This window comes from Paraburkholderia sp. BR14374 (genome assembly GCF_040948685.1).
Taxonomy (GTDB): domain Bacteria; phylum Pseudomonadota; class Gammaproteobacteria; order Burkholderiales; family Burkholderiaceae; genus Paraburkholderia; species Paraburkholderia youngii.
This window is the reverse complement of sequence record NZ_JBFPKF010000009.1, coordinates 36,683-60,904: the sequence shown is the minus strand read 5'-3', so window position 1 is coordinate 60,904 and position 24,222 is coordinate 36,683. Positions and strand designations below refer to the sequence as shown.

The 24,222-nt window shown below is 59.3% G+C and carries 18 protein-coding genes and 3 pseudogenes; 8 read left to right on the top strand and 13 right to left on the bottom strand.

The window, feature by feature from the left end:
- Positions 1–5: 5 nt before the first annotated feature.
- Both AB3X86_RS21655 and AB3X86_RS21650 read left to right on the top strand, forming a co-directional pair.
- Entirely contained in the window at positions 6–1,670 is a 1,665-nt protein-coding gene (locus AB3X86_RS21655; RefSeq protein WP_368597578.1) for an alpha-amylase family protein, read from the top strand.
- A 130-nt stretch (positions 1,671–1,800) separates the two neighbouring features.
- Positions 1,801–2,814 carry a Gfo/Idh/MocA family protein gene (locus AB3X86_RS21650; protein WP_368597577.1) on the top strand — a complete coding sequence of 338 codons (1,014 nt, stop codon included), beginning with the start codon at positions 1,801–1,803 and terminating at the stop codon, positions 2,812–2,814.
- Positions 2,815–2,876: 62 nt separating this feature from the next.
- Here the strand turns inward: AB3X86_RS21650 and AB3X86_RS21645 are convergent, their stop codons facing one another.
- The 3 genes from AB3X86_RS21645 to AB3X86_RS21635 all read right to left on the bottom strand — a co-directional run bounded on the left by AB3X86_RS21645 (position 2,877) and on the right by AB3X86_RS21635 (position 4,514).
- Positions 2,877–3,224, bottom strand: a complete 348-nt coding sequence (locus AB3X86_RS21645) for a hypothetical protein (protein WP_176123610.1) — start codon at positions 3,222–3,224, stop codon at positions 2,877–2,879.
- Positions 3,225–3,357: 133 nt separating this feature from the next.
- Positions 3,358–3,615 carry a hypothetical protein gene (locus tag AB3X86_RS21640; protein ID WP_176366812.1) on the bottom strand — a complete coding sequence of 86 codons (258 nt, stop codon included), beginning with the start codon at positions 3,613–3,615 and terminating at the stop codon, positions 3,358–3,360.
- A 125-nt stretch (positions 3,616–3,740) separates the two neighbouring features.
- Positions 3,741–4,514 (bottom strand): helix-turn-helix transcriptional regulator, encoded by a 774-nt coding sequence (locus AB3X86_RS21635; RefSeq protein ID WP_368597576.1) that lies wholly within the window; start codon positions 4,512–4,514, stop codon positions 3,741–3,743.
- 111 nt (positions 4,515–4,625) lie between these two features.
- On the opposite strand from AB3X86_RS21635, the gene AB3X86_RS21630 reads away from it, so the two are divergent.
- A complete protein-coding gene (locus AB3X86_RS21630) occupies positions 4,626–5,705 on the top strand; it encodes a zinc-binding dehydrogenase (protein ID WP_368597575.1) in 1,080 nt (359 codons plus the stop codon).
- A 19-nt stretch (positions 5,706–5,724) separates the two neighbouring features.
- Here the strand turns inward: AB3X86_RS21630 and AB3X86_RS21625 are convergent, their stop codons facing one another.
- Positions 5,725–6,429, bottom strand: a complete 705-nt coding sequence (locus tag AB3X86_RS21625) for a GntR family transcriptional regulator (protein ID WP_176123614.1) — start codon at positions 6,427–6,429, stop codon at positions 5,725–5,727.
- A gap of 203 nt (positions 6,430–6,632) precedes the next feature.
- Here AB3X86_RS21625 and AB3X86_RS21620 point away from each other — a divergent pair, with 203 nt between their 5' ends.
- From AB3X86_RS21620 to AB3X86_RS21610, 3 genes and pseudogenes are all read left to right on the top strand, one after another.
- On the top strand, positions 6,633–7,907 hold the full coding sequence (locus tag AB3X86_RS21620) for a glucarate dehydratase family protein (RefSeq protein ID WP_026228580.1): 1,275 nt from the start codon (positions 6,633–6,635) through the stop codon (positions 7,905–7,907).
- Positions 7,908–7,979: 72 nt separating this feature from the next.
- Positions 7,980–9,281 (top strand): annotated as a pseudogene (locus tag AB3X86_RS21615) (MFS transporter); the annotation flags it as partial.
- A gap of 76 nt (positions 9,282–9,357) precedes the next feature.
- The gene (locus AB3X86_RS21610; RefSeq protein WP_368597574.1) at positions 9,358–10,647 is read left to right on the top strand and encodes an MFS transporter; all 1,290 of its coding nucleotides are present in this window, start codon (positions 9,358–9,360) and stop codon (positions 10,645–10,647) included.
- A gap of 334 nt (positions 10,648–10,981) precedes the next feature.
- Here the strand turns inward: AB3X86_RS21610 and AB3X86_RS21605 are convergent.
- The 3 genes and pseudogenes from AB3X86_RS21605 to AB3X86_RS21595 all read right to left on the bottom strand — a co-directional run.
- Positions 10,982–11,145 (bottom strand): annotated as a pseudogene (locus AB3X86_RS21605) (IS6 family transposase); the annotation flags it as partial.
- A 212-nt stretch (positions 11,146–11,357) separates the two neighbouring features.
- On the bottom strand, positions 11,358–12,338 hold the full coding sequence (locus AB3X86_RS21600) for a glycosyltransferase family 2 protein (RefSeq protein WP_368597573.1): 981 nt from the start codon (positions 12,336–12,338) through the stop codon (positions 11,358–11,360).
- 459 nt (positions 12,339–12,797) lie between these two features.
- The gene (locus AB3X86_RS21595) at positions 12,798–13,643 is read right to left on the bottom strand and encodes a hypothetical protein (protein WP_368597572.1); all 846 of its coding nucleotides are present in this window, start codon (positions 13,641–13,643) and stop codon (positions 12,798–12,800) included.
- A gap of 332 nt (positions 13,644–13,975) precedes the next feature.
- Between AB3X86_RS21595 and AB3X86_RS21590 the strand changes: the two are divergent.
- Positions 13,976–14,077 (top strand): annotated as a pseudogene (locus AB3X86_RS21590) (IS6 family transposase); the annotation flags it as partial.
- A 1-nt stretch (position 14,078) separates the two neighbouring features.
- On the opposite strand, the gene AB3X86_RS21585 reads toward AB3X86_RS21590, so the two are convergent.
- The 6 genes from AB3X86_RS21585 to AB3X86_RS21560 all read right to left on the bottom strand — a co-directional run bounded on the left by AB3X86_RS21585 (position 14,079) and on the right by AB3X86_RS21560 (position 22,969).
- The gene (locus AB3X86_RS21585; RefSeq protein ID WP_368597571.1) at positions 14,079–14,975 is read right to left on the bottom strand and encodes a DUF707 domain-containing protein; all 897 of its coding nucleotides are present in this window, start codon (positions 14,973–14,975) and stop codon (positions 14,079–14,081) included.
- A gap of 135 nt (positions 14,976–15,110) precedes the next feature.
- Positions 15,111–16,205: a hypothetical protein gene (locus tag AB3X86_RS21580; protein WP_368597570.1), complete on the bottom strand. Its 1,095-nt coding sequence runs from the start codon at positions 16,203–16,205 to the stop codon at positions 15,111–15,113.
- A gap of 22 nt (positions 16,206–16,227) precedes the next feature.
- Entirely contained in the window at positions 16,228–17,316 is a 1,089-nt protein-coding gene (gene glf / locus AB3X86_RS21575) for a UDP-galactopyranose mutase (protein ID WP_368597569.1), read from the bottom strand.
- Positions 17,306–18,571 (bottom strand): flippase, encoded by a 1,266-nt coding sequence (locus AB3X86_RS21570; protein ID WP_368597568.1) that lies wholly within the window; start codon positions 18,569–18,571, stop codon positions 17,306–17,308. The genes glf and AB3X86_RS21570 overlap by 11 nt, the downstream gene beginning before the upstream one ends.
- A gap of 777 nt (positions 18,572–19,348) precedes the next feature.
- Positions 19,349–20,515, bottom strand: a complete 1,167-nt coding sequence (locus AB3X86_RS21565) for a hypothetical protein (RefSeq protein ID WP_368597567.1) — start codon at positions 20,513–20,515, stop codon at positions 19,349–19,351.
- A gap of 660 nt (positions 20,516–21,175) precedes the next feature.
- A complete protein-coding gene (locus tag AB3X86_RS21560; protein WP_368597566.1) occupies positions 21,176–22,969 on the bottom strand; it encodes a PQQ-binding-like beta-propeller repeat protein in 1,794 nt (597 codons plus the stop codon).
- Between the two features lie 340 nt (positions 22,970–23,309).
- Here AB3X86_RS21560 and AB3X86_RS21555 point away from each other — a divergent pair, with 340 nt between their 5' ends.
- Entirely contained in the window at positions 23,310–24,203 is an 894-nt protein-coding gene (locus AB3X86_RS21555) for a GntR family transcriptional regulator (RefSeq protein WP_368597565.1), read from the top strand.
- Positions 24,204–24,222: the final 19 nt, after the last annotated feature.

The window sequence follows — 24,222 nt, the reverse complement described above, 5'->3', positions numbered from 1 at the left end:
AACCTATGCTTAATGACCTCTGGTACAAGAACACGATCATTTACTGCCTTTCGGTGGGCACCTTCATGGACGCGAATGGCGACGGCGTCGGCGACTTCCAGGGCCTGATGCGCAGGCTCGATTACCTGCAAGGGCTCGGCATGACGACGATCTGGCTGATGCCCTTCCACCCGTCGCCAGGACGCGATAACGGTTACGACATTTGCGACTATTACAACGTGGATCCGAAGTACGGCACGCTCGGCGATTTCGCCGAGTTCACGCATGCGTGCGCCCAGCGGGGCTTGCGGGTGATCATCGATCTCGTCGTCAATCACACGTCCGACCAGCATCCGTGGTTCCTGGAAGCACGCAGCGATCCCGCGTCGAAGTATCGCGACTGGTATGTCTGGTCGGACGACAAACCGCCCGATGCGCAACGCGGCGTGGCGTTTCCGGGCGTGCAGAAGTCGACCTGGAGTTTCGACAAGCGGGCAAAACGCTGGTACTTCCATCGCTTCTACGATTTTCAACCGGACCTGAATACTTCCAATCCGCATGTGCAGGCGGAGTTGCTGAAGATCATGGGCTTCTGGATTCAGCTCGGCGTGTCCGGATTCCGCATGGACGCGGTGCCTTTCGTCATCGCGACGAAGGGCCCGAAGCTGCGCCGCCCCGTCGAGCAATACGACATGTTGCGAACGTTTCGCGAGTTTCTGCAGTGGCGCGAAGGCGACGCGATCATTCTGGCCGAAGCCAACGTGCTCCCCAAATCGGATCTCCAGTACTTCGGCGACGAGGGCGAGCGCTTGCCGATGATGTTCAACTTTCGCGTCAATCAAAACACCTTCTACACGCTCGCGACGGGCAACACGAAGCCGTTGAAGGACGCGCTGCTGGCGACGAAACCACGGCCGCCGACTGCGCAATGGGGGGTGTTTCTGCGCAATCACGACGAACTCGATCTGGGCCGGCTGACGCCCGCTCAGCGCGCGGCAGTGTTCGCCGCATTCGCCCCGGACCCGGATATGCAGTTGTATGGGCGCGGCATCCGCCGCAGACTTGCGCCGATGCTGTCGGGCGACAGACGCCGTCTTGAACTCGCCTACAGCCTGATGCTGAGCTTGCCGGGCACGCCGGTGTTCCGATACGGCGATGAAATCGGCATGGGGGACGATCTGCGCCGGCCCGAGCGCCAATGCGCGCGCACGCCGATGCAATGGTCGGGCGAGCCGCAAGGCGGCTTCACCAGCCATTCGAACCCGTCTGTGCCGGCGATCTCCGGCGGGGCTTATGGCTTCGAGCGGGTCAACGTGGCGCAGCAGCGGCGCGATCCCGATTCGTTTCTCAACTGGACCGAGCGGATGATCCGCATGCGCCGGGAAGTGCCGGAGGTCAGCTGGGGGGACTTCGAAGTGCTGCCCACCTCGCGAAACGATGTGCTCGCGCTCGGTTATCACTGGCGCAACAACTCCGTGCTGTTTCTGCATAACTTCCGCGCCGAAGCGTGCACCGTCGAATTCCGCCTCAGCTCCAACGAACCCGGGCGGGATTCGCTGATCAATCTACTTTCCGACGACCACAGCGGCGCTGACGATGACGGCCGTCACACGGTGATGCTCGAGCCGTTCGGATACCGATGGTATCGAGTGGGCGGCCTCGACTATCTGCTCAAGCGGACCGAGGTCTAGCGACGACGAGCCACGGTTAAACTGATACGATCGCATGCTCCTGGTCGTTCGCGGACTCACGCGACTTGCCGACTCACGCGAATGCTCAGCCTGCTCGACTCATCGGATACGCAATCGGAAAAGGGATGTCATGGCAAAGGATCAAATAGTCTGGGGAATTTTGGGCGCCGCAAAGATCAACGACAAGGTGGTCGTGCCCATGCACAACGCGCCGAAGTGCCGGGTGAAAGGCATCGCGTCGCGCTCTCTGGAGAAGGCGCGGGAAGCCGCGGCCAAATATGGTCTGGCTGTCGCATACGACGGTTACGAGGCGCTGCTCGCGGACCCGGAAATCGACGCGGTCTATATTCCATTGCCCAATCATCTCCACGTGGAATGGACGATCAAAGCGGTCGAGGCGGGCAAGCACGTGCTGTGTGAGAAGCCGATCAGCCTAGATGCGCAACAGGTCGAACGGCTGATCGCCGCGCGCGACAAGAGCGGCCGATACATCCAGGAAGCCTTCATGGTTCGCACGCATCCGCAATGGTTGAAGGTGCGGACCCTGATCGACGAAGGCGCGATCGGCGAATTGCGGGCAGTGACCGGCGGTTTCACCTATCACAACACGAACGAAGACAATATCCGCAACAAGAGCGAGCTAGGCGGCGGCGGTCTACTCGATATTGGTTGCTATCCGATCACGACGTCGCGCTTCACGATCGGGTGTGAGCCACGGCGCGTAGTAGCGCTGGTGGAACAGGATCCTGCCTTCAAGGTAGACCGGCTCGGCTCCGTGCTGATGGACTTCGATGGCGTGCAGGCGAGTTTCTTTTACTCGACTCAGACCTATCCGTACCAGCGGATGCAATTTCACGGCACCAAGGGGAGAATCCAAGTCGAAATTCCGTTCAATGCGCCACACGACCGACCGACGCGTCTGCTAATCAGTGAGCACAATAGCGACGGTGTCGCGACTGATCGCTGGCTGGAAGTTCCGGTGTGCGATCAATACGGCGTAGCCGCCACCACGTTCGCGGAGGCGATCCTGAGTGGAGCCCCGCAAGCTATTCCGCTGGAAGATGCGCGCGCAAATATGCGGGTGATCGATGCCGTGTTCCGCTCGGCTCAGTCGGGCGCGTGGGAGAGCATCGCCCAAGGTTGAAGTGCAATGCTGGGGCCACTTGCGCGGGTCAACGCGCGGGAAGTGCCCCGGCTGTCTGATCTCTACTTGGCTGGCGCAGTCACATCGCAATCGCCCCCATGGGTGCCGCTGCCAGTGTTTTTCAGCGTCAGCACGAGTCTGCTGCCCCGGTTTGCCGTCATGATCTGACCGTAGCTAACGGTCGGAATGAACTGGATATCCGGCGCGACCGCCACGGGCGGATTTCTCGCCCCGTCGACGGTCAGGTCTAGCTCCACGGTGATCGAGTCGATTGCGGCGCCCAGGTCCTGCTTCCGGCCGGCCTGATCTTTGCGGAAATTGCACAGGCCCTGGAGAACCTGCTCGAGGGCAGTCGGGATATCGACCGGCTTGCCCGGTGCGATCGGAGGCGTGTTACAGCCGACGATCATGAACGGCAAGGTGCAAAGCGCTACATATCGCCAGGCTCGCATCGGCTCCCCCGCTCGATGTGGTGGACGTGGTGTCTGCCTTCCCATGCTGTCGCTGGTTCAGTGCCCAGCCGGCGCACGCGAACGCAAACGCTCAATACTTGATATTCCTGGCCGCCTGACGGCCGCCCTGCTTGGTTTGCCGCTTGTCCTGCCGGCATTGCGAATTGCTCTTCTGGTCCGCGGCTCTGCACTCCTGCTTCGTATGACGGGCACCCTGGCGTGTCTCCTGGCGCACGTCGCGTCCAGCACGACGTTGCTGAGCCTGTTCGGTTGCCCATGCGCTTCCCGCGCAAGCCATCGCGGACACGGCCATGACCGCGAGCGCGAACTGCCGGCTCCATGAAAACATGGCGGCCTCCCTGTCAGGTTGACGATGATTATTCCGGCTTTGTACAAGGGTGCCACGCGTGGATGTCGCGTCAATCGGACCAAGGTCCTAGGGCCGTCGCGATGACTTTCTCAGCTGTGCGGAGCTCAAATAGGTGTGTAGATCGAGAGTTTCAGCGACGGGTCGTCGTTCGCCTGAAACGTAGCGTATTGATAGCGTTGGTTTCCACGCTGAGGATGCGCGAGTACCTTCTCACCAGATGCGCCGCCACGGACGTCATGCGCGATCCACCAGCTAGCGAACTCCGCACTCGACGAACGCAGGCGCTCCACTAGCTGGACGAACGATGGATCGGTGGCGAAGAGATCATGCGTTGCGCGGAAGAGCGCGATCATGCGGCGCGCTTCGTCTTCCCACGCGGGTCCGAATAGCCGTCGCGCTTCCGGGTCGATGAACATGAAAACGAGGATATTGCGGTCCGCCTCGGTCAGCCGATCGAATCCGAGTAGATCGGCGGCCGCCCGGTTCCACGCCAGGATGTCCCACCGCCTGCCGGTCACGTATGCCGGCAGGCCGAGGTCTGAAACGATGCGCGCGATTGCCGGCGGCACTTTCTCCGCAGCAAACGTCCGCTGATCGTTGCTGCGCGCGAGCGCCCGCAGATGCGCGGCTTCTGCTTTGCCAAGCCGCAGGGCGCGAGCAAGCGCGTCGAGGGTGGCATCGGAGGGGCTGACCGTTCGCCCCTGCTCCAGCCGCACATACCAGTCCACACCGATGCCCGCCAGTTCGGCAACTTCTTCCCGCCGCAGACCCGGCGTACGACGGCGCCGGCCGCTCCCGAGCCGCCCCGATGCGGGGCTCAGCTTCTCCCGGCGCGACCGCAGAAAATCGCCAAACTCACTCCGTCTCGATGCCGGCATGTTCGTCCTCGCAAGGAGGTATCGATGAATCCTGGGATAGTACCAGGCCTTGTTGCCTATTCTAGGTTCGCCAGAATGACCTCGTCAGACCACCCTTGACGGAGAACGACGATGAAAGCTGCAATCCTGAATTCGCTTGAGCGACCGCTCGCGATTAGGCAAATGCCGGATCCGGAAATCGGCACGGGCGAGGTGATCGTGGATGTCGCCGCCGCGCCGGTGCTGTCATACGCGAATGAAGTGTTCAATGGGCAGCGCCGCTATTCGATCGAGCTGCCGATCGTGCCCGGTTGCGGCGCGATCGGTCGTGTAAGAGCGAGCGGTCCCGATGCGACTCATCTGAAGGTGGGCGACTGGGTGTTCTGCGATCCGACCGTGCGCTCGCGCGACGACGCGTTGATGCCCGATATAGCGCTGCAGGGCTGGAGTTCGCGTGGAGACGGGGGCTTGCGACTGCAACGGTACTTTCACGACGGCCCGTTCGCCGAACAGGTGCGTGTGCCGACCGAGAACGCAGTTCGTATCGGCGACATCGATCCTGGCGAGGCGGCGCGCTGGTGTGCGCTCAACGTGATGCTCGTGCCTTATGGCGGGCTGCTTGCGGCCGCGCTGCGGGCTGGCGAAACGCTGCTCGTCAGCGGGGCTACCGGCAACTTCGGCAGCGCCTGCGTGGCTGTCGCCCTCGCGATGGGAGCGCGCTGCGTGGTCGCGCCGGGACGCAATGCGGAAGCACTCGACGATCTGAAACAGCGCTTCGGCGCGCGTGTGCGCCCGGTCAGACTTTCAGGCGATGAACACGCGGATCGCGAACGGATGCAACAGGCGGCTCCTTGCCCGATCGATTGCGTTATCGATCTGCTGCCGCCCTCGGCGCCCGTCACAGCCGTGCGTGCCGCGATGAGGGCCGTGCGGCCGTACGGCCGCGTCATTTTGATGGGTGGCGTGGGCATGCTGGACGATGCTGGGCTCGATCTGCCATATCCGTGGCTCATGCGCAACGACATCACCGTGCGCGGCAAATGGATGTATCCGACGGAAGCCGTGACGCTGATGACGGGCCTGATTCGCTCGGGGCTGCTCGATCTCCGCCATTTCGACGTCAAGACATTCCCGCTCAATCGCGCCAATGAAGCGGTGTCTCACGCGGCCGCAAACGGCGGTCCATTCAGAATGACCGTGATCCAGCCGTAGCCAGCGATTCAGCGAACGCTCACTCGTCCGCCAAAAAGTTCGGATGACTCGTGCGAATCTGATCGATCTGACTCAGCGTCCCCGACAGATGCTTGCGTAGCGCAGCCTGCGCGGCCTCGACATCGCCTTTGTCGATCGCGTCGACGATCTCCGTATGATCGCGCACGACCGCCATCGTCTTGCCCTCCGCCGGCAGATTCAGGCGCCGCAGCCGGTCGATGTGCCCGCTCAGCCTGCGCACCAGATCCCACAGCTGCGGCACGCCCGCCGCCTCGTACATCTGCCGATGAAACGCCTGATCGAGCAGCGAGAACTCCTCGTAGTTCTTCAGGTCGAGCAATTCTGTTTGCCGGGCGATCGTGACGCGCAGTTCCGCGATCAGCGTGGCGTTGCGCTGCTCCGCGAGCGTGCGCACTACTTCGAGTTCGATCGAGCGGCGCAGGAAATGCGCCTGCAGCGCGGAGGTCACTTTGATCTGACTAACGACCGTCGCGTGCTGCGGATAGATATCGACGAGTCCTTCCTCGCCGAGCTTCATCAGCGCGTCGCGCACCGGCGTCTGGCTGAGCCCGTAGCGGTTCGCGAGCTCGGTGCGCGACAGCACCGTGCCAGGCGTCAATTCGAGAGAAAGGATCATTTCGCGCAGTCGTTCGAAGACTTGCGGCGCAGCGTGGCGGGAGCGGTCGAGCCGGGTGACCGTCGACGAGTGAGCGTGGTTTTTCATGGTTGAAATTGAAGCTTGGAAGCAGGCGGACCGACGGGGCGGTTCGCTGAGGCACTAGTACTATAGCCGACGCTCGCCGCTTCCAGCGGGCCTGCAAGCGGAATTCGCCGCGCAGTAGGCATGAGAGTTTACCCCACTAACGCACTAATATATTAGTGCTTTACTATCCGGCCCATCAAGCTCAACTTATGCCGATTGACATCATGACTCGCGACATCACCATCACCCAGGTGCGCATCACCCCGATCGCCTTCCGCGACGGCCCGCTGCTCAACGCGGCCGGAATCCACGAACCCTGGGCGCTGCGCGCCATCGTCGAACTGGAGACGAGCGACGGCCGCGTCGGCATCTCCGAGACCTATGGCGACGAACCGATGCTGCGTGTGCTCGAACAGGCGAAGTCGCTGGTGATCGGGCTGTCGCCGTTCGACCTCAATCGCATGGAAGAACGCGTGCGGGGCACGATCAAGGCGACCCCGGGCGCGGTCGAATTCGAACTCGCGCCCGGCTCGCACGCGGCGAAGAACGCGCCGAAAGTCATCAGCACGCTCGAAGTCGCGATGCTCGACCTGCAAGGGCAAATCGTCGGCGCGCCGATCGTCGATCTGCTTGGCGGCAAGGTGCGCGACGCCGTGCCGTACAGCGCCTATCTGTTCTTCAAGTACGCGGAGCACATCGACAAGCCCTATGCGCCCGATGCCTGGGGCGAAGGCCTGAGCCCCGAGCAGATCGTCGCGCAGGCGCGTCGGATGATCGAGCTGTATGGTTTCCAGAGCATCAAGCTGAAGGGCGGCGTGTTCGAGCCGGCACACGAAATCGCGTGCATGCGCGCGCTGCATCAGGCGTTCCCCGGCGTGCCGCTGCGCCTCGACCCGAACGCGAACTGGACGCTCGAAACGAGCATCGCCGCCGCCCCTGAACTCGACGAACTGCTCGAGTACTACGAAGACCCGTGTCCGAGTCTCGAAGGCATGGCCGAACTGGCGAAGCACACGCGCCTGCCGCTCGCGACCAACATGGTCATCACGACGATGGAAGATTTCCGCCGCGGCGCCGAGATGGGTTCGGTCAAGGTCCTGCTGTCGGATCACCATTACTGGGGCGGCCTGCGCGCGACCCAGACGCTCGCGCGCATGTGCAAGCTGTGGGATCTCGGCATGTCGATGCACTCGAACTCGCACCTCGGCATCAGCCTGATGGCGATGACGCACGTCGCGGCCAGCATCCCCAACCTGACCTATGCGTGCGACACGCACTACCCGTGGCAGGAGGAAGAAGTCATCAAGGGCGGCCGTGTCACGTTCGACAACGGCTCGGTGCGTGTGCCCACCACGCCGGGCCTCGGCGTCGAGCTCGACCGCGAGCGGCTCGCCGAACTGCATGCGCAGTATCTGTCGTGCGGCGTGCGCAATCGCGATGACCTCTCGCAGATGCGCAAGTACGAACCGGGCTTCACCGGCAAGAATCCGCGCTTTTAATTCTCGCTTCCAAATCCGCGCCTACGAGGCCTGCGACGCGCACTGCGCGTCGCCATCGAAGGAGACAACCCCATGAGTAGCCCGATTGCCGACACGGCGCGGCCCGAGCGCGCCGGCGCGCTGGCGAGCGCGGTGCACAAGATCAAGTGGCGCGTGCTGCCGCTGTTCGTCGTGATGTTCATCGTCAACTACATCGACCGCGTGAACATCGGCTTCGTGCGCCAGCATCTGAGCGCCGATCTGGGCATCGGCGCGGCGGCCTACGGGCTCGGCGCGGGGCTCTTCTTCATCAGCTACGCGATCTTCGAAGTGCCGTCGAACATCCTGCTGCAGCGCTACGGCGCGAAGCTGTGGCTCGCGCGCATCATGCTCACGTGGGGGCTGGCCGCGGCCGGCATGGCATTCGTGCGCGGCGAGACGTCGTTCTACGCGATGCGGCTGCTGCTCGGCGCGGCCGAAGCGGGCTTCTTTCCCGGCGTCATCTACTACTTCACGCAATGGCTGCCGAGCAACGAGCGCGGCAAGGCGATGGCGATCTTCCTGAGCGGCTCGGCGCTCGCGTCGGTGCTGTCCGGGCCGATCTCCGGCGGGCTGATGCTGATCGAAGGCGCGGGGCTGCGTGGCTGGCAGTGGATGTTCATCATCGAAGGCATGTTCTCGGTCGTGCTCGCGGGCTTCATCCTGCTGTGGCTCGACTCGAAGCCGCGCGACGCCGCCTGGCTCACCCGCGCCGAGCAAGACGCGGTGCTGGATGCGATCGACGAAGAGCAACGCCAGCGCGCCGCCGCGCACCCGGTCAAGCCGTCGCTCGGAACCCTGCTGCGCGATCCGCAAATCCTGATCTTTTGCCTGATCTACTTCGCGGTATCGCTGACCATCTACGGCGCGACTTTCTGGCTGCCCAGCATCATCCACAAGATGGGCCATTTCAACGACTTCCAGGTCGGCCTGTTCAATTCGATTCCGTGGCTGATCTCGATCGCGGCGATGTATCTGTTCGCGATGCTCGCGGCGCGCTTCAAGTTCCAGCAGGCGTGGGTCGCGTGTGTGCTGCTGATCGCCGCGCTCGGCATGTATGCGGCTGGCCAGGGCGGCCCGGTGTTCTCGTTCGTCGCGATCTGCTTTGCTGCGATCGGCTTCAAGGCGGCCTCGTCGCTGTTCTGGGTGATCCCGCAGGGCTATCTCGACGCGCGGATTTCCGCCGCGGTGCTGGCGCTGATCAACTCGATCGGCAACCTCGGCGGCTTCGTGGCGCCGGCGACCTTCGGCTTCCTCGAACAGAAGACCGGCTCAATCGAGGGCGGCCTCACTGGACTCGCGGTGATGTCGGTGATTGCCGCCGGGGTCGTGTTCTTCTCGCGCATGAGCCCGCGAAGGATTGCCGGCCTCAGCGCATTGACCGTATCGAACCACCATATACGCACATTTTCAGAAACCTTCAGGAGACTCGATGAAGACACTAGAAGCTACGGCGGCCGCCGCACGGACGGCCGTCGGACGATACCGATGGACCATCTGCGCGATGATCTTCGCGGCGACGACGATCAACTACATGGATCGTCAGATGCTCGGGCTGCTCGCGCCGCTGCTGCAAAAGGATATCGGTTGGAACCAGGTGCAGTATGCGCAGACCGTGATGGTGTTTACGGTCGCCTATGCGGTGGGTCTCGCGATCTTCGGCCGCATCGCCGATCGCGTCAGCACGAAGAAGGTCTACGGCAGCGCGATGGCGCTGTGGAGTCTCGCGGCAATGCTGCACGCGGTGGCATCGACCGTGCCGGGTTTCGCGGCCGTACGCGGTCTGCTCGGCTTCGGCGAAGCGGCCAATTTTCCGGTTGCGATCCGCACTACCGCCACGTGGTTTCCGAAGAAGGAGCGCGCGCTCGCGACGGGCTTCTGGAACATGGGCGCGACGATCGGCGGCATCGTGGCGCCGGCTTTCGTGCCGATCGCCGCGGTGATGTGGGGCTGGCGCGCGACGTTCATCGCGGGCGGTGCGACCGGTTTCGTCTGGCTGGCAGTGTGGTGGCTGGTTTATCGGCAACCTTCGGAGCATCCGTCGGTGTCGAAGGAAGAACTCGCCTACATCAATGCGGACCGCGAAGAAGTCGTCGAGCAGAAAGTCAGCTGGTTGTCGGTGCTCAAGTACCGCGAAACGTGGGCGTTCGTCTTCGGCAAGCTGCTGACCGATCCGGTGTGGTGGTTCTATCTGTTCTGGCTGCCCAAGTGGCTCAATGAGTCGCGCCATATCGACATCGCCCACATGGGTCTGCCGCTGATCGCAATCTATACGATGTCGTCGATCGGCAGCGTGGCGGGTGGCTGGCTGTCGTCGCGTTTGATGGCGCGAACCAACCGGCCGAATTTCGCGCGCAAGCTCACGATGCTCATCTGTGCATTGTGCGTGGTGCCGATCGCAACGTTGTCGGCATTCCAGAGCCTGTGGTGGGCGGTGCTCGCCGTTGGTCTCGCGGCAGCGGCGCACCAGGGCTGGTCGGCCAATCTCGTCACGACGGTCGGCGACGTGTTTCCGAAGCGGGTGGTCGGCACGGTGGTCGGTATCGGCGGCGTGGCGGGGATGGTCGGTTCGTTCTTCTTCTCCGGCGTGATCGGCGAGACCTTGCAGCGCACTGGGAATTATTGGGCGCTGTTTACGGTCGGCGCATCGGCGTATCTGGTTGCACTGGGCATCATTCATCTGTTGATGCCGCGGATGACGGCGGTGAAGTTGCGCGATTGATGTAGCGTTTGTCGGTGACACAACCGGAGGGCGGGGGACGCATGATTGGTCTCACCCGCCGTTTTTTTGTCACGCCGGGGATGCAGCGGAGTTGATCCAGTGAGTGATTAGCACTCAGGCTTACTCATTGATTGGCTTTGTCAGTTCATCAAGTCGATTCCTGGTAATTCTCGTCATGCAGTCCCAAAACTCGGAAGTTCGTTGTCGCCGTCAGCCATGATCCGCTCGATTGCAGATACCTTCTTTTCGAGCGTCCGTGAAATGCGTTCGAAATCGTGCTGAGCGCAAGCCGAAACGTCCATTGTCGCTACGGCATTTGCCGGTGAAATATTGGATACGCTTCTCCATGAAGCGTGACGAACATTTCGTCGAGATGCCATGTACTACCCGGCTTATGTCGCGCTGGCCCAACTGGAAGCGGAAATACCATCGAACCGCGCAGCTGATGACCCCAGCCGGAAAACGGTGACCGTGATTGAGCGATTTCGATTTCTTCACCACGCCATCTTATCGGCCTCGCAACCTGACAAAGTCCCAATATCTAGTCGGCGATGCGTAAGCGGCAAGCGAAAAAATCAACTACAAGTTCCAGTACTCTCGGGGCGTACCTGTTGGGGGAAACAAAAGTACATTCGATTCGGTCACGCGATCTCGTGCACCTCCAACGCGCTCGGCGTTAAATGATGTGCCGGATCGCGCATTCTGCTGTGTCAGCGGCGGTTGAAGCGTCTCACGACGCAATAAAAGATCCACGGATGGATCTTGAGCATGGTCATAGTGATGGAAAGCTTCAGATGCCGATCGGCAAACAGGCCAAGCAGGTGCTTCACGCGCAGCTTCTCCGATACGCTTTGCAGAATAGGGCTGGCGAGGCGGTAGGTCGGCGCGGTGATCGCGGTCTGAAACGCGATCGCGCGAAATGCCCAGCTGTATTTGAGCCGGAAGAAGAGGCGCTTGTAGTCGGTAATCGGGAGGGACGCGGTATTTTTTTCCACGCGGTCCATGATGGCAAAAAGGTCGACGACCTGTGGGTTGAAGCGTCTCGAAATTCCTGATTCGCGGATCATGTATGAATAGAGGTTGTCCGGAATGAGGCGCACCACTTTCGAGTTGGCGAGCGTTTGCACCGACACGCAAACGTCTTCGAAAATGAGACCGCACGGATGATCGGCTGCGACGAAGATGGAGCGGCGCACAAGCTTGTTCCAGCAAAAGGCTTGCAGCTTGAGTTCGAGAATTTTCTGGACGGCTTCCACGCCAGTGATAATGCCGTCGCCGGAATCGATTCGAGCGTTGACGGCGCCATCGGGACTGATGCGCTCGGCGGCGAAAATGACGACATCGGCGTCGTGCTGGTCGGCTTCGCGCAGCACGGTGCAAATGAGATCGCGATGGACGTGGTCGTCGCTGTCAACGCAGAGCACATAGTCGCCCCGCGCTTCCGATGCTGCGATTTTTCGCGTTTCAGCGAGCCCTTTGTTGTCGACGTTTCTGATTAACTTCCACGAAATGCGATCCTGTTGCGCGAGAACCCGGGCGGCAATTTCACCGGAGCGATCGGGGCTGCAGTCGTCGACGGCGATGATTTCGAAATCGGTGCAGGATTGTGACAGCAGTGAGTCGAGACAGTCCTCGATATAGTCCTCGACCTTGTAGATAGGCAGCAGAACGCTGATTCTCGGTGCGGACATAGACAATGCTCCTGGAGGTAAACGAGGCGTGAACTACCCGTTGTATATCGCAAAATCCCTGCTTCGCGAACAAATCAACTAATCACGAATCATGTTGTGGGAGCAAATCGGGCCGACCTGAAGTGCCGGTAGTCTGGGATCTACCAAGATCGCCAGCAACTGAAATAATCAGACAATTAATCGGGTAAAACGGGACTATGCCGTCGCGGCGCAAACACAGGACAAAGTCGACCAGCATGCGGCCAGGAACGAAGGTACTCTAAAAGACTAGAATGCATCGCTGTACCAATACATTGTAGGAATCGGCACAAATTGGTGAGGTATTGGCGTATTCCACCACTGCGGCAGTGGATCAGGCAAGTGTGTCAAATAGGAATTTTTTAATGAAATTTGCGATGATTAGACGAATATGCCAACATATCTCAATTAAATCCGGTATGTGAGCGACGTGTCGTCAAATTAGCTGGATAACCCGCGCCCCAATGCTATTCGCATGAGTTTGCGAACGCCTTCATCCCGGCCGACCCTCTCTTCGGCGTTACTGATCAACCTCTGCATCACATCCGCGGGGTAGATCTCGTCGAAAAGCTGATCGGATCCAGTACTGGCAAACACGTGATGCAGGAATGACCCCTCTGGTGGACCGACCCGTTTGAACACGCCAAGCTTAACCACACAATTATTCCAAAATTTAAGCGTATATGCATTGGCGCAAAGCGCAGCGCACTCTCCGAAATAGTGGGGCAAAAAGACCTTATAATAGGAATCGGCATGCACCGGATAAAACACTTTTTCAGGCAAGCCGACCTTTGCACCATAGACTTCCGTCAAAATATGGGAACCAGTAGCACGCCAGTTTATATCCGTGTTTTCCATCGCTTCTACCCGCTGAATTAAATCATGCAGCCGTGGATTCTGCGGGTCGAGACGCAGGAGTGCGGTGCAAAGCAGATCCGGCTTTCCCCGGCCGACCAAGTCGCCCGCAATGTTCAGGTCAAATCGTCTCAGGAGAAGAATATCTGTGTCCGCCCAGATTTCATCCGTTTTGGTAAACATTATCAACCGGAAATAATCTGTGAATCGCGCCATTGAAGGAACGCCATTAACGGGAAAAGCGCTCAGCGAGTCGGCAGAAAGGATCGACCGGGCGTCCTTTTCGATCACGCCTTTTGGCAAGTTGCTGATGGGTTTGTAACTATATACAGCGATTTCGCTGTCATTAGCAGTGAATGTATTCAAACAAGCGATTTCATAAGGAGATAATTCCGGACCATTCCAGAACGTTGCAAATTTTGCATCGCTCATAATTACCCTCCTCGATTTGCTTCATTGAGAGCATCGCTGCATTGCTGCATACCATTGGAGGCTCGGCATAACGTGCCGTACGCGAGAAGGTGGTTGCCTTGTAACGGACTACGCGATACGAGTTTATCCAGGACTAAATGCGATCTGTAGAGCATGTCTTTTTTCGCCCGACTAATGTCGCCAATGGTTGGGTGTGGCTAATTAATCATTTAATCGAAAATCTCCGCCGTCGCCAAGTCGATCCTGACGTTCCTCACAACTGCCGACGGCTTTGTCAGGTTGCGAGGCCGGTAAGATGGCGTGAAGAGAAATCGAAATCGCTCTATCACGGTCACCGTTTTCCGGCTGGGGTCATCAGTTGCGCGGTTCGATGGTATTTCCGCTTCCAGTTGAGCCTGCGCGACATCGAAGAGCTGCTGTTCGAGCGCGGCATTCTCAACGGCTCGAGCGCCCTTCCGGAGCCGGATGTATTGGCCACGTTGTGCGCTTGATATGATGAAGCCACGGGAGGTACTCTTTCAGCAACCTCATAAAACTGACGATATCTCTCCGTCGCACCGGATTGCTGCCCTTTACCGCATGAATGAACAACAATGGATTGCCCAGTCGACCGCTCGCATATGATTTGCCTACACCTCTTGTTTTGCCACGAATGACCTTTATCGGAGTGTCCAGCATCCCGAATTGCGCGAGCGTCTGATTCAATTCAAAACTTGGGCTCGTCCTTGAATCGTCTCCCATGCCGCTCCCGGCCGAACCGACCGGGCGTGTATGGAACACGGAAAAACGATCAATAATGCCAACCTTTCCAAAAGAACCGACCCACTTGGGCCACAAGAAATCGAGGCCCCAGCCTGATTTGTTCATCCCGAAGCTGTGTTTTATCGCATGCAAAGCATTCGAAGATAAACATGGCATCATCAACTCCACGAAATTTGTTTCGCGAAATTCAAACTCCCTGTTTTGCAACGTCGTTTGGTGACCGAAATAGCTTCTGTCGTCGAGAGACGGTTGCGCGAGTGCGAAATTTTCTCGTTCTACATACTCGAAGAAGTCGTTCATGGTTTGAACATCCATCAGGATGTCGTCGTCCGGGAGCCAGATGTAACGATATTGCAGAATCAATTCGGCATTTTGCAACATGAAGTCGTTAAGACCTTCCCATTTTGATCCTTTGAATCGATGTATGGCTTTGGCAAAGATGTCTGCATAATCTTCGTTCTTCCCGTAGTAACTCAGCACCAAATCAAAGTTTGGTGCCTGTCCGCCGCTGAACCATTGCGGATGCAAGGAACTGTCTCCACACCTCAGAACGACCAGGTACTTGTTCATCTTTCAATTTCCCTATGCGTAGAAGCAGATTGCGCGGCACGTAGAGACAGTCACTGGCGAAGAATTGCATTTGACTGACACCAACCGCGCGAAATCACGAAACCACACACTCCGCTCGGCGACGCGCGCCCTTGCTCATTTCCATAGCGTGCGCACTCGCCGATAGATCGCGCGACTGACACGCTTCGACGCTTCAAGCGTCCCCTTGGTGGCCTGCGGCGGGTGATCTTCGAGCCACCGCAACCGCGCTTCGATATCGCGTTCGCGGTCCGCGTAGAGTGAAATCGGAAAGGGATGGCCGAGCCTCCCGTCGTACAGCGCGCGAGCGGCATCGACGATGTCCCGGTTCTCCTCGCGCTGGGTGAAGTACGCGATGTGCACGAATGGCACGCTGCGCGCACAGACGATTCGCAGCTGGTGTCGCGCGCAGTACATATGCATCATGTGCTCGTCGTCCTTCCCACCGTCGTCGATCATGTCCCATAACTGCTTGCGAAAAAGAATGCAGCCGATCGAATAGCGCGATTCTGCCGGCACTTCGCAAGGTTCGAGGTCCCGAGTCGCAGCGATGAAAGCATCAGGCTGAAGCGTGGTCCGTTCATGTAGCCAGCGCGCGATGTGCGGATAGCCCCATATCGTGCCATTGGTGCCGATCTCGATCTGTTCCGCAGGGATGATTCGCATCGGATAGCGCTTGTCCCCGTCGGCCCCGACGAAATGCGGATGCGCCTGGTTCGTGAAGTACTCGCGTTCCAGACTCATCGCACGCATCACTTCCGGGAAGCCCCAGTTGTTGTTGTTGATGAGCGGGGTGACGTAGGCAAGCCCGTTCCCGCTTTCCTTTTCCGCCGCGTCGTACGTGGCGAGCATCTTGTCGAGCCACCCGCCGGCGATCGGGAACGCGTCGTCGTCCACCTTGCAGATCAGGTCGATTTCGGCGAACGCCGGCTGCGAGAATAGTTTTTTGATCGTGCGATAGGGAGGGCCAGGTGGAATATCGTCGACGACCCGAACGACGCCCGGAAAAAGTCTTGCATAGCGCCGCGCGACGGCAAGCGTGCGTTCCGCGTCATAGCCGCCCCGACAGTTCTGAAGCAGGATGAACTCGACGCCTGTCGGCCGGTACGCCAGGTGACTGGCGAGGGTCAGTTCGAGCGCTGCGTAGTCGCGACAGAGCAGGACCAGAATAGCGACTCGCCTCGATGCCGCGTTAGAACGGGATGCAGTCATGCTTCTCCTTCGTAGGACTCCTTTAGACGAGTGTTTCTACTGCTTTGAGCGCCGCACCAACGACTTGGTCCATGTTGTAATAGCGATACTGCGCCAGCCTGCCCACAAAAGTCACATCGGTAACTGTCTCCGCGAGCGCGCTGTAGCGCATGAACAATGCCTCGTTTTCCTTGCGTGGAATCGGGTAGTACGGCTCGCCTTCGGCTCGCGGATATTCCTTTACGATCGAAGTTCCTCGATGCTGTTGCCCGGTGAGGTGCTTGAACTCCGTAATCCTCGTATATTCGTGATCGTTCGGATAGTTGATGGTACCCGTCGTCTGAAAACGCTCCACGTCGCTCAGATGCTGGTGTTGAAAGTGGAGGCTGCGGTACGGAAGCTTGCCGAACCGATACCCGAAATACGCGTCGATCGGTCCAGTGTACACAACGTGTCCACATTCGATATTCGCTTTCACCACGTCATAGTCGGTCGACAGACGCACGTCGATATTTGGACTGTCAAGCATCTTTTCGAACATCGCGGTGTAGCCGCGCGCCGGCATAAATTGAAAAGTATCGGTGAAGTACCGGTCGTCGTCGTTCGAACGCGTTGGTATTCGCGCAGCGACACCCGCAGACAATTCAGACAGATCGAGTCCCCATTGCTTGCGCGTGTAGCCACGGAAAAACTTGTCGCACAGATCCGGGCCAACGCTGCTCAGCACCACGTCCTCGCTGGTCGTATTGGCCTCTCGCGGTTCACGTACCGACTCAAGGAACGCTATCGTGTCCTGCTCGCTCAGATCGAGGCCATATAGCTTGTTGATCGTTGTGCGATTGATCGGTATCGGATACAGATCCCCGTCTACATAAGCCTTTACGCGATGCTCGTAGAAGCGCCAATCGGTAAAACCCGACAGGTACTCAAATATCCGCTTACTGTTCGTATGAAAGATGTGCGGACCATACGGATGGATCAGCACACCGTTCTCATCCTCGCGGTCATAGGCATTGCCGCCAATATGATTTCGCTTGTCTACGACTAGCACACGCTTGCCGCTTGCCGCCAGACGTTCGGCACAGACCGCGCCTGCAAAGCCGGCGCCTACGATAAGGAAGTCATAATTCATCTCTGCGCATCCTCGTATAAAAAGCTGGAATCTTGCATTTGATCAGGTGGAGAGCCATCAAGGCCGTAACCAGAAATTCGGTGGCAAGCACTGACATTGCCGCGCCCTGAGCGCCATAAGCCGATGCAAGAGGCACGAGCAGGGCAAGGTTGATCAAGCCGCAGACGACCAGTATCTCGCTGACTCTCTTCTTCATGCCGAGCGGCAGCATCACCTGAACGCCCAGTACATTGTTTAGACAGATGAGCAGGGGCAGGAGGGCCATCCACTTAAGGACGATGACCGCTGGTTCGTACCCAGGGCCCACGGCGATGCGAATGATCAAATCGGCGCCGGCCCAGAGCGCGACCGAAGCCAGCAACATGGCCGAGCCCCCCAGGTACAGCATCTTGCGCACCAGCCCAAACGCCTTTTCGGAGTCTTCAGAAAAGAGCGCCGTCACGCGCGGGTAAATTGCGTTGGCGAACGGTACGAGCGGCGCCTGGGCGACGTTCCGAATCTTGTCGGCTACGCCAAAGTAGCCAACAGCGACGTCTCCCGCAATAAATCCAAGCAACACGCTATTAGTGGTTGTGTACAGACTGATCGCTGCCGTGGAAATGAACATGTGCCAGCCTTCACGAAGCGCTTCGATGACGTCCGCCATGCTCGGCATCAAGGGGATGATCAGTCGGTTTTTTGCGATCAGGATCGATGCGACGACTCCGGCAGCAATCACGCTCATCGAACTGATGAGCGACGCGATCCACGTGTCGGCCGGCGAGTGCACCAGGAAGAACGTTAGCGGAAGCAGTAGCACCCGCGCGCTCAACGTGGAGACGGTAGTAAACGTCATCTGCTCCAGGCCCTGGAAGAGCCACTGTGGAAACAGGACCGTTCCGATAACGACCGGATAGGTAGCCAGCAGAACCGGCAGCAGTTCGCGCAATCTTGCTACGAAGAACGCCGCTACAAGCAGGATGGCGAAGCAGACTACAGCGATAAGCGCCTTTGCGCCTTGCGTCGCCCAAAAGATCTTCGATACCGCGTGCCGATCTTTTTGGACCCGTGCGACGTGAGCAGTCGCTGACCAGTTAAAACCGTAGTCCGTCAGCAGCACGAGATAACCAACTAAGGCTTGCGCGAAGACGTATGCACCAAAGTGTTCCGGGCGCAGAACACGCAACAGGTAGGGAAATGTTGCAAGCGGCAGCAGCATGTTGGCTGCTTGCAGAACTGACAGCGCAACGATGTTGTGTCGGAGTGGACTCGTCATGAGTTAGCCGTTGTCAATACATCGATGAAGGATCGCTTGGAGACAGATCTTTATATCCCCTGGGCGGAGTGTGAGTAAGGTCTCCGCGGAAGCGAATACCTGATCAGGCCGACGCCGGTTGGGCCTTGCTACCGGCTCCCCGACTCTTCGTCCGAGGAAGCCACCGCTACCGGCAATAAGCCCCAAGTCCGCACTGGTCGGGCGCGGATGCGTCACTGTTGTCCGACTCGGATGAAATTCGTGGCGCACCGTAAACGAGTCGCCACCAGAATCGCCAGGAACTGAAATAAGCAGACAATTGATTAGGTTAAACGGGTTTGTGCCGTTGCGGCGCAATCCCACGAAAGGTCGACCAGGCGCGGCCAGGAAACGAAGTACTTTAGAAATTTGTACATGCTTCGCCGCACCAATGTCAGCAACCGGCACAAATCGGAGAGGTATTGGCGCATTCCACCACTTCGATAGTGGATCGGGCAAGTATGTCAATAGAAATCTACAGACCGGCGTGAGAGCGTCGCCATGGGATGGTTGGGAGTACCTTTCCGCGCCGCCTCGCTGCTGTTGGCATTTCCGGTGAAAAAGTAGTCTCCGCCACTCGTTTGGTGGGGCTTACCACTTCGGCGCCATCGGTCTAGGCGGTACGAGAGTCACCGCCATGAACAAGCGCTGCGCGCACTCGATTCGATAGATAGCAGCGCATGCTCTGCGTTATGTGCCAGATGGCGCATTTCGCAGGGTCAGCGGCGATGGAGGCTTCTCATGAAGCAATAGCAGACGTCATGATGACGGAGACCTCCGGCCGCTCGTCGCATCGCGCTTGCCAGTCACGACATACCAGGCTCGGCGACCGTTTTTCCACAGCGTGCGCACTCGCCGATAGATCGCGCGACTGACACGCTTCGACGCTTCAAGCGTCCCCTTGGTGGCCTGCGGCGGGTGATCTTCGAGCCACCGCAACCGCGCTTCGATATCGCGTTCGCGGTCCGCGTAGAGTGAAATCGGAAAGGGATGGCCGAGCCTCGCGTCGTACAGCGCGCGAGCGGCATCGACGATGTCGCGGTTCTCCTCGCGCTGGGTGAAGTACGCCATGTGCACGAATGGCACGCTGCGCGCACAGACGATTCGCAGCTGGTGTCGCGCGCAGTACATATGCATCATGTGCTCGTCGTCCTTCCCACCGTCGTCGATCATGTCCCACAACTGCTTGCGAAAAAGAATGCAGCCGATCGAATAGCGCGATTCTGAGGGCACTTCGCAAGGTTCGAGGTCCCGAGTCGCAGCGATGAAAGCATCAGGCTGAAGCGTGGTCCGTTCATGTAGCCAGCGCGCGATGTGCGGATAGCCCCATATCGTGCCATTGGTGCCGATCTCGATCTGTTCCGCAGGGATGATTCGCAGCGGATAGCGCTTGTCCCCGTCGGCCCCGACGAAATGCGGATGCGCCTGGCTCGTGAAGTACTCGCGCTCCAGGTTCATCACGCGCATCACTTCAGGGAAGCCCCAGTTGTTGTTGTTGATGAGCGGGGTGACGTAGGCAAGCCCGTTCCCGCTTTCCTTTTCCGCCGCGTCGTACGTGGCGAGCATCTTGTCGAGCCACCCGCCGGCGATCGGAAACGCGTCGTCGTCCACCTTGCAGATCAGGTCGATTTCGGCGAATGCCGGCTGCGAGAGTAGTTTTTTGATCGTGCGATAAGGTGGGCCAGGCGGAATGTCGTCGACGACCCGAACGATGCCCGGAAAAAGTCTTGCATAGCGCCGCGCGACGGCAAGCGTGCGTTCCGCGTCATAGCCGCCCCTGCAGTTCTGAAGCAGGATGAACTCGACGCCTGGTGGCCGGTACGCCATGTGACTGGCGAGGGTCAGTTCGAGCGCTGCGTAGTCGCGACAGAGCAGGACCAGAATGGCGACTCGCCTCGACGCCGCGTTAGAACGGGATGCAGTCATGCTACTCCTTCGTAGGTGCCGATGAGCACATTGTCTAAGGAACATACATGCGAGTATCGGGACACACTGAATTTGGCGTCGTCTATATCACGAATTTACGAACACCAACAGTGCCGATGCTAATAACCGCGCCTCAGGTCGCAGCACCGATCGCGGCTACTAAAGAGACAAGACGGGGACACGCCGGTTCATCATAGTACAAGCAACGATGAAGTGAAGTCGCATTCCATAGCGCGTCGCCCCACCTCTCGGCGGCGAACGGTTACTTCAAGTATTGAGGTAAACAACTGCCGACCGGTCACGATCTTGCGCACACAGCGCGCGAAGCGTTCCGTTCGAGCGCGAACGCCTGTGGCGCATCAGGCTCGACCGGCAATTCCGCGACAGGGATGGCGGTGGGCGGCATGGCTATCATGATGTCCAACTCGCGCTACGTTTAGAAGCCCGGCGAGCCTTGTATTTGCGTGCGAGACCAACGTCGACCCGCGCGCGTCACCGCGACGGCGCGATGCGGCGCGCGCGCCAGGAACGCCTCGACGACATCGAATTGCGACGGGTCAGCAGGACGCGCGCAGCGGCGCGATACTGCGAATCACTGCGCAATAAAAGCAGAGTGGCTATGCTTGCGAAAAAGTTACGTTTCGCTAACGGGTTTAGCAGTCAGAGGCCATAGGCATGAACCACGTGGTCGCCACCAGCGACGAAGACTTGCCCGTTCACGACCATCGGCGACGCGAAGTTGCCCTCGCCGTTTTGAGCTGGCGTGTATTGGTCGTGGAAGAGTATGGTCCCGTCCGCGGCATCCAATGCATAAAAGTCGTTGCCCAAACCGTCTGCGTAATACACCACACCATTTGCGGCGACGGGCGGGATAGCCGGGTTGAACGCGACTTGGTTCAAGCCGACTTGCGCCGTCCACACGGGTTTGGGGTTCACAGTACAGTTGCTGTCGATCGACAGTGCAATCACCCCGTGTTGGTATAAGTTGTTGCTCCCCGAACCGCCAGGGGACACGACGTAAAGCCGATTCAGCACCGGGTCGAATACAGGAAGGCCTATGTTGCTGCCGTCGGCTGAAGTTTGGGAAATCGTCAACTTTTCAATGGGGCCCTGCTGCTGAATAGTGGCTCGGTTATAAATGAACAGGTTGCCGGACTTGTTGTAGGCCGCGAGCATCGTCGGGCAGGTGGGACGCTGAAAGAGCAATGCTGTAGCGCCGAAGTCGACGTCCGAGAGGGGCGGAGAAAGCGGCGAGTTCGACGCGGCTACCGCCAGGGTCGGCGTGAGCTTCACGACGTGCTCCGCGAACGCGGCATTTTCCGGATTGGCGAATGCGTTGCCTGTGAGTGCATAGACGACCGTCCCATCAGGCGGAATCGATACGCCTCCCATACCCCATATACCGCCCCCATCTGGCCCGCTTGCGCCGGTCGGGTACCAGCGTTGCAGAATCGCAGCTGGGTTGGTGGTGGACGCGCGGACGACCTGTCCATGGTACGGCTCCGTATCGCAGGGGTCACCGGCTGTCCCCACGTATATCGACGAACCATCGGGACTAAGCGTCAAGCCGCCATAGACCATCGTTCTTGGAGTAGCGTTGTTTGGGTCGAGAAGTAGCAGGTTGAAGCCCGGGAGATCCACGCCAGTCTGGAGGTTGTACGCATGCAGGTAGCCTCGCCCGCTCACAACGAAAATCCGGTTGTTGGCATGGTCGATGACGGGCGTGCCCTGCACTCCGATCTTGCCTTGGAACAGCCCCTGGCAGGCCGACGTCAAGATAGCTTGAGGGATAGGGGCGCTTTTCCAAATGATATTCCCTGTCGCGGCATTCAGTGCATATGTACTGTTCCCCTCTGTCCCAACATAGACGATATCGGTTGGCACCCCGTTGATCATCACTCCGACAGCCAGTACCGGCTGAGTCAGGATGGCACCGTCCAGCACAGGTGAGTCCCAGTGCTTTATCAACGTCCTAACGTTGGTCTGGGTGAGCACCGTCTCGACTGGGTTATACCCAGTCCGCTGCCTGTTCATACCAAACGTCGGCCAGTCGGTCGTCGTAAAGGTTGGCGCGGCGACGGCCCCTGGTGTCCGGCTCAATGTAGCGGCAGTCGCGGCTTCGGGAGCCTGGTACGGCGTATCCACCGCCGGCCCGCGGTCGTCGAGGAAATTATTCGGATTGATCTTGTCTCCGCCGTTCTGTTTGTCTACGTCCGATCCATCGAGGGCGAAGGCTGGCGGCACTTTCGGTCCGACGCCATGCGGGTGCGGGCCATGAGGGAATGGGTCCAGTGCGTTTGACGACGCCTGAGCGGCTACTGCAAGACCCGGCGCAGATGCCGCAGCCGGTGCCGCGTTCGAACTTTGCGCTTGTGCGCCCGAGCCCGCCGCGCAGGCGAGGATCAAAGCTGCAACGAGCCGAGAAGCGTCGATAACGTTGTGTGCGCTTTTCATGTAGCCACCTCTTGCAAATATTGCTGTTAGCATTGGGTAGACGGCGCACCGCGACTTAACGCCTCGAATCTACTAATTCATACGCGCTTTGCTAACGTGAGGTTAATCGTACGCCATCTAAAACCAACCGCAAGAAATGGCCGCGATGGACTACCGTCTGGCGGACGGGGAATTGTCCCTATTGAGTAACGCAAGGCTCACACACCGTTCGGCTGCTTCATCCGAATGCGCGATTTCGCTGGAAGCAGATCGGCACATCCGGCCACCCCGTCCAGAGCCGTTTTCAATCGATGTGCCATCCGCCGCCGCTGCGCTGACGTTGCGGCCGAAGGCAAACCAAATGATCGATCGATCCATCGCCAAGCAGATTGTCGAGCTCATCAAGAGCGAAGGACTCGACGCCGGCGCGCACCTGCCCGCACAGATGCTCGCCGACCGTCTGCGCGTCTCACGTTCCCCCGTGAACGAAGCGCTCGCGTTGCTGCACGAGAAAGGCATCTTGACGCGGGAAAAGAATCGCGGCTTCTTCCTCGCGAAGCCGCTCTCCGAATCTTTTGCGGACGTGGACGACGAACTGCGCCTCGCCGAGGCCGACGTCGTGACGCGCGCCTATTTCCAGATCGCCGACGACCGCCTGAAAAACCAATTGCCCGATGAATTCTCCGAGCAGCTGATCCGCACCCGCTACGGACTGACGAGCGCGCAACTGACCGCGGTGCTCGGCCGCATCGCGCGGGAAGGATGGGCCGAACGCAAACCGGGCTATGGCTGGCAGTTCTCGCCAATGCTGACCACGCCCGACAGCCTGCTAAAGTCGTACCGGCTGCGCCTCGCGCTCGAACCTGCGGCACTGCTCGAGCCCGGTTACCGGCTCGAGCGCAAGGTGCTGGAGCGGTGCCGCGAGGTGGAGAAGCATCTGCTCGCGGGCGGCATCCAAACGGATAGCGCCGACCAGTTGCACGATCGCGGCGTGCGCTTTCACGAGTCGCTCGTCGAGGCTTCGGGCAACAGCTTTTTCATCGACACGATCCGGCGCGTGAACCGCGTGCGCCGTCTGCTGTCGTATCGCTCGATGCAGCATCGCGAGCGCTATGTCGAACACGCGAAGCAGCATTTGCATCTGCTCGAACTGCTGGAGCAAGAGCGCAACGAAGAAGCATCGGAAGCGATGCGTCAGCATCTGCTGCATACGCTCGACGCGCTGTCCCGCATCAGCGAACTCCTTGAACCCTGAGACCGCCCTTCGCCCTGAA